The organism is Streptomyces sp. 2A115 (assembly GCF_052245575.1).
In the GTDB taxonomy this organism is placed as follows: Bacteria; Actinomycetota; Actinomycetes; order Streptomycetales; family Streptomycetaceae; genus Streptomyces.
This window is the reverse complement of record NZ_JBQQCG010000048.1, coordinates 78,992-85,018: the sequence shown is the minus strand read 5'-3', so window position 1 is coordinate 85,018 and position 6,027 is coordinate 78,992. Positions and strand designations below refer to the sequence as shown.

General features: G+C 73.4%; 5 protein-coding genes. All 5 read right to left on the bottom strand.

What is annotated here, in order from left to right:
• Positions 1-250: 250 nt before the first annotated feature.
• The 5 genes from cobC to cbiE are packed head-to-tail and all read right to left on the bottom strand — an operon-like array spanning position 251 to position 6,011.
• Positions 251-1,348, bottom strand: a complete 1,098-nt coding sequence (gene cobC / locus ACTWQR_RS33865; RefSeq protein ID WP_443231026.1) for an Rv2231c family pyridoxal phosphate-dependent protein CobC — start codon at positions 1,346-1,348, stop codon at positions 251-253.
• A complete protein-coding gene (locus tag ACTWQR_RS33860) occupies positions 1,338-2,270 on the bottom strand; it encodes a sirohydrochlorin chelatase (protein WP_443231025.1) in 933 nt (310 codons plus the stop codon). Before ACTWQR_RS33860 ends, cobC begins: the two co-directional genes overlap by 11 nt.
• Positions 2,267-2,992 (bottom strand): precorrin-8X methylmutase, encoded by a 726-nt coding sequence (locus ACTWQR_RS33855; protein WP_443231024.1) that lies wholly within the window; start codon positions 2,990-2,992, stop codon positions 2,267-2,269. The genes ACTWQR_RS33860 and ACTWQR_RS33855 overlap by 4 nt, the downstream gene beginning before the upstream one ends.
• Positions 2,989-4,671 carry a precorrin-3B C(17)-methyltransferase gene (gene cobJ / locus ACTWQR_RS33850; RefSeq protein ID WP_443231023.1) on the bottom strand — a complete coding sequence of 561 codons (1,683 nt, stop codon included), beginning with the start codon at positions 4,669-4,671 and terminating at the stop codon, positions 2,989-2,991. The genes ACTWQR_RS33855 and cobJ overlap by 4 nt, the downstream gene beginning before the upstream one ends.
• A complete protein-coding gene (gene cbiE / locus ACTWQR_RS33845; protein ID WP_443231031.1) occupies positions 4,668-6,011 on the bottom strand; it encodes a precorrin-6y C5,15-methyltransferase (decarboxylating) subunit CbiE in 1,344 nt (447 codons plus the stop codon). Before cbiE ends, cobJ begins: the two co-directional genes overlap by 4 nt.
• Between the last annotated feature and the right edge of the window lie 16 nt (positions 6,012-6,027).

The window sequence follows — 6,027 nt, the reverse complement described above, 5'->3', positions numbered from 1 at the left end:
CTGAGGTAGTTGGGTGGGCCGGGAAGCGCGGCGCTCGGACGCCCCGGCACGTCCCCTCGCGCCGACGGAAGGCTGCGGACGGGTGGGGGCCGAGGCCCCTTCAGGGGCGCGGGGAACTGCGCGCTCAGCCCACGAGGACCGGCAGTGTGAGAACCGACCTGAGGCCCCCAATCTTTTAGGGGCGCGGGGAACTGCGCGACCAGCCCCACCCACCCGCAGACAAACACACCACCTCAAGATCCCCTGGCGTTCAGGAGCCCCGCAGACTAAGTGCCTGATCGAGTGCCTGGAGGAAACGGTTGACCGTCGCGCGGTCACGTACGGCCAGCCGCAACCAGCCCCCGTCCAGCCCGGGAAACGTGTCACCCCGCCGCACCGCGAACCCCAGCCGCCGCAACCGCTCGCGCACAACCGCCGCCTCCGGAAGCCGGACGAGAACGAAGGGCCCCTCGGAGGGCTCCACAACATGGACGCCGTCGGACGCGAACTCCTTGAGCCCAGCCACCAGATGGGCTCGATCCGCGGCGACACGCCACGCCGCGTGGCCCTGCTCCGAGAGAGCCCGTGGAGTCATACAGGCCTCGGCGGCCGCGAGGGCGGGCGAGGAGACCGGCCAGAGAGGCTGCGCACGCTCGAGTTCGGCGACCGTCTCCGGAGCCGCCAGAACGTACCCGATCCGCAACCCCGCCAGCCCCCATGTCTTCGTGAGGCTGCGCAGCACGACGAGACCCGGCACATCCGTCCGTCCGGCGAGCGCTTCGCGCTCATCCGGCACCGCGTCCATGAATGCCTCGTCCACGACCAACGTCCGCCCAGGGCGGGCGAGTTCAACGATCCGGTCGGCCGGATGAAGGACGGACGTCGGATTGGTCGGATTGCCGATCACCACCAGATCCGCGTCCTCGGGCACGACATCCGGGTCCAGCCGGAACCCGTCCTCCGCCCGCAGCAACAGCCGATCCACGGTGTACCCCGCATCCCGCAACGCCGCCTCCGGCTCGGTGAACTGCGGGTGCACGACGAGAGGTTGACGGGCCTTGAGGGCGCGGGCGACCAGCACGAATGCCTCGGCGGCACCGGCGGTGAGCAACACGCGTTCCACGGGCGACCCGTGCCGCGCCGCCACCGCGGCCCGCGCCGCCCGCCCGTCCGGGTAGGCGGCCAGCCCACCCAACGACCCGGCGATGTGCTCACGCAGCCAGGCCGGGGGAGTACCGGCACGGACGTTCACGGCGAGGTCGATGAGTGCCGAGCCGTCGTCGCGCACCTCGGCGTCACCGTGGTGCCGCAGGTCGTGTGCGTCCTCGGGACCGCCGGGTCCCTGCCTGCCGCCGCTGTCAGTGCGCATGGGAGTGTGCGGGGTCGCCGTGGTGGTGGTGACCGTCGTGGTGGTGGCCGTCGTCGTCCGGGTGGAAGTGCGGCTGCTGAGAAAGCCCCACCTTGTCCTCGAAGCCCGGCAACGCGATGCGGTAGACGCAGGAGTCGCAGTTCATCCGCAGATCGCCCTCGACCGCCTCTCGGTAGCGCTCCATCACCAGGTCGAGCAGTTCCGGCTCCGGGCCGATGACATCGGCGGACCGTATCTCGACCTCCGGATGCGCCGCGGCCCACCCCTCGGTCTGCTGCCGCACCCGGTCCGGGAGGATCCCGGTGAACAGGAAGTAGGGGAGCACGACGATCCGCCGCGCCCCGAGCTTCACACAGCGGTCCAGGCCCGACGGCACGTCCGGCGCGGCCAGCGACACGAACGCCGTCTCCACGCCCGCGTACCCGCGCCCCTCCCAGAGCAGTCGCGCCGCCTTGTGCACCTCCGCGTTGGCGTCGGGGTCGGTCGAGCCACGCCCGACGAGCAGAACGGTCACATCGGCACGGTCCTCGGGCGTACGCCCCGTGCCCCCGAGCGCCTCGTCGAGCCGCCGCTCCAGCACGGCGAGCAGCGACGGGTGCGGGCCCAGCGGACGCCCGTACGAGTACGAGATCCCCGGGTGCCGTTCCTTCTCACGGGTCAGCGCGGCCGGAATGTCACCCTTGGCGTGCCCGGCGGAAACCAGCATCAGGGGCACGGCGGCGAACCGGCGTACGCCCCGCTCGACCAGTTCGGTCACCGCGTCACCGAGCGGCGGCGGGGACAGCTCGATGAACCCGCCCGCGACGGGCAGGTCTGGGTGACGGTTCCCCAACTCCCGTACGAAGTCGCGGAAGGCCTCGGCTCCGGCCTCGTCCCGGGTGCCGTGTCCGGCGATGAGGAGGGCGGGGGGAGGGGTGATCACGGTTTCTCCTTTGCGGCCTCTGAAGTCCTGGCGGCCTCCGAAGTCCTGGTGGCGTCCGAAGTTCTGGCGGCCTCTGAAGTGCCGGCGGTCCGTGAAGGTTCGGCAGCTTGTGAGACCGGGTGATACAGCAGGGCGTTGAGCGCGGCCGCGGCGACGGCCGACCCGCCCTTCTCGGACACGTTGCTGACGGCGGGCAGCCCGCTCTCGCGCAACGCGGCCTTGGACTCCGCCGCGCCGACGAAGCCGACGGGCAGACCGATGACGAGCGCCGGAGCGGCGTCCAGCGTCAGGAGCTCTTCGAGCGCGGTCGGCGCGCAGCCGATCACCCAGAGCGCGCCGGGCCCCACCTGCTCGTACGCGAGCCGGACCGCGTGCGCCGAACGGGTCAGCCCCGGACCGGACTTCGCGTCCTTCAGCCGGCACACGGTCTCGCGGCGCGTGATGCCCGCCGCGACCATCTCCACGTCCACGACCACGGGCACCCCGTCATGCAGCGCCCGGTGCGCCTTCTCCAGCGCGCCCTCGTCGGTCACGAGGTCCGTCGCGTACTCCAGGTCGGCGGCGGAGTGGATCACCCGCTCCACGACCGCCCGGGTCAGCGGCGGGAAGTGCGCGGTGTCCAGACGGGTCCGCAGCCGCCGGAAGGACTCCTGCTCGATGGGGTGCACGACCCGCGTCTCCGGGAACACCTGGCTCACTCCGCTCACCTGCGGTCGGCTCATTTGGGTTCCTCCTGCCAGCGGTAACCGCGCGGCGTCACCATGCGCCCGGCGATCTCACGAGTCGCCGTGTTGCCCACGGTCACGACCGTCATCATGTCCACCGTCGCGGGGTCGAGTCCCGCGAGTGTGGTGAGGCGGCTGGATTCGTCCGGTCGCGAGGCGTTGCGTACGACACCCACGGGCGTCGTCGGCTCGCGGTGCTCGGCGAGGATCGTGAGCGCCTTGGGGAGCTGCCAGTCCCGGCCCCGGCTACGGGGGTTGTAGAAGGTGACCACGATGTCGGCCTCGGCCGCCGCGCGCACCCGGCGCTCGATGACCTCCCACGGCGTGTGCAGGTCGGAGAGGCTGATCGAGACGTGGTCGTGGCCGAGCGGCGCACCCAGGATCGCCCCGGCCGCGAGCGCGGCGGTCACCCCCGGCACTCCGACCACGTCGATGTCGTCGGACGCCTCCGCGAGCGCGGGCGACGCCATCGCGTACACGCCCGCGTCGCCGCTGCCGATCAGCGCGACGGCCTGACCGAGTCGGGCCTCGGTCACGGCAGTTCGGGCCCGCTCCTCCTCGGCCCCGAGCCCGGACTCCAGGACCCGGGTGCCCGGGCGGAGCAGGTCGCGGATCTGGTCGACGTACTGGTCGAGCCCGACGAGCACGGAGGCCCGGCGCAGTTCGTCCTTGGCGCGTGGGGTGAGGAGATCCCGGGCGCCGGGCCCGAGCCCGACGACCGCGAGCCGCCCGCGCGCCACCCGTCGTACGACCGCACAGGTCGCCATCGCCGGTTGGGCGGCCGACTTGCGCTTGGGGACGAGGAGTTCACCGCCGCGGAGGAGGGCCGCGGCCTCCGCCACCGACGGGGTGCCGACGGCGGCGAGCGGCGCGTCCGAGGGGTTCGGCACGTCGACCTTCGCCAACTCCTCGGCGCTGTACGTCACCACGGGCACCCCGAGCCGCTCGGCCGCCCCGAGGATGCCGGGCTCATCGGCCTTGGCGTCGACGGTGGCGAGCTCGGCGACGCACTTCGCGGAGAGCCCGGCATCGCGGAGGGAGTCCTCGACGAGCCCGAGTACCTCTTCGACGGGAGCCCCCTTGGAGGCGCCGACGCCGACGACGAGGGACGGCGGGCGGAGGATCACTTCGTGCGCGGCGGGCGCGAGAGCGCGGTCGGTGACACGGATCGCGTACCTGCCCCGCGGGGCGACGGCCAGCGGGGGAAGCGGCCACGCCAACTCGGCGTGCAGGCCGACGGGTTCCCCGTCCAGCAGGGCCCGGGTCACCCCGGCGACATCCCCTTCCACCGGGAACCCGAGCATGTCGAGACCCGGCACCCCGACGGAGTCGGTGGCCGTCGTCACGACGGGCTCGGCGCCGAGCAACTCGCCCACCTCGCGGGCGAGTTCATTGGCGCCGCCCCCGTGCCCCCCGACCAGGGACACCGCGAACCGGCCGCCCTCGTCGACGCACACCACCCCGGGGTCGGACGCCTTGTCGATGAGCAGCGGCGCGACGAGCCGCACCACGGCCCCCGTGGCGAGGAAGCACACGAGCTGCTCACACTCGGCGAAGGCCCGCCGCACGGCGTCCCCCACGGGCCCGTCGTACACGCGGGTACGGCCTGGCCAGGCCGAGGCCACCCGCTCACAGCCCGCCGAGCCGGCGGCCGTCGCGGAAATCAGGCCGATCACTGGGCGACTCCTTCACTACGCGCCGGGGGCCGGACGCCCCACAGCAGAAAAACGGGATTGGTCGCCGCGAGCCGGGTGACGTCCCCGGGCAGTGGCGCCAGCCGGGACGACTGCAGCAGTACGCCCTCGCAGTCGAGCCCCGCCGTGACGAGCGCGTCCCGTACCGCCGGAACCCGGTCGAGCGCGGCCATCGCCACGACGACCGACCGCCGCGTCCGCCGCGCGCAGGCGGTCACGATCCCGGGCAGCTCGCGCCCGCCCCCGCCGATGAACACGGCGTCGGGGTCGGGAAGATCGGACAGCACGGTCGGCGCGGCACCGTGCACGACGGTCACCTCGACCCCGTGCGCGGCGGCGTTGGCGCGTACGCGCTCCACGCCGTCCAGGGTCTTTTCCACGGCGGTGACGGCGGCCCCGAGCCGCGCGCACTCCACGGCGACCGAGCCGGACCCCGCGCCGACGTCCCAGACATGCTCCCCGAGCCGCGGCCCGAGCCGGGCCAGCGCGAGCGCCCGTACCTCGAACTTGGTGATCATCGAGTCACGGTGCTCGAACTCTTCCTCCCGCAGGGCCCATTGGGCGGGCCCGGACGGCGGTCCGGCGACGGTGCGCACAGGGGGGAGGACGCGTGACTCGTCCAGGCAGAGCACGACGCTCACGGCCGACCCCCAGTCACGGGCGGCGGCCTCGGCGGGGGTGACCCGCTCGACACGCTCCACCTGCTCGCCGGAGCCGGAGCCCGACTCGGAGCCGGAGCCGGAGCCGGAGCCGGAGTCGGAGTCGGAGCCCAAGGCTGAGGCAGTGCCCAAGGCCGAGGCCACCACCAGAACCCGCTCACTCGATCGCAGCGCGGCTCCCAACTCGGCCGGACCGGAGCCGGGCCCGGTCAGCACCGCCACCTTCGGGTGCGCCCGACAGACGTTCACGGCGGTCCGCAGGTCACGCCCGTGCGCGCTCACCACCACCGCGTCGTCCCAGGTCAGCCCGAGGCGCGCGAAGGCGGTGGCGACGGACGACACCCCGGGGTGGACGGTCAGCCGCCCGGCCCCGAAGCGTTCCGCGAGGGCCCGGACTATCCCGAAGAACCCGGGGTCCCCGGAGGCCAGCACGACAACGTGCCGCCGCTCCGCGTCCGCGGGCTCCACGGGCTTCTCGATGGCCTGCTCGATCGCGTCGAAGGCGGGCGCGAGCGGCCCGAGGACGATCCGCTCGGCGGTGTCCGGCAGCACCGCGGCCGCCAGATGCCGCCGCGCCCCCACGACAAGCCCCGCCCCGGCCAACGCGGCCTCGGCGTCCGGCGGAAGGGGCGCCCCCGTCCCCGTACCGATGACCGTGATCACGGCGCCCTCGACGGTG

Coding starts and splice junctions, on each gene's coding strand:
- cobC (WP_443231026.1), bottom strand. CDS start 1,348: ATGCGCACTGACAGCGGCGGCAGGCAGGGACCCGGCGGTCCCGAGGAC.
- ACTWQR_RS33855 (WP_443231024.1), bottom strand. CDS start 2,992: ATGAGCCGACCGCAGGTGAGCGGAGTGAGCCAGGTGTTCCCGGAGACG.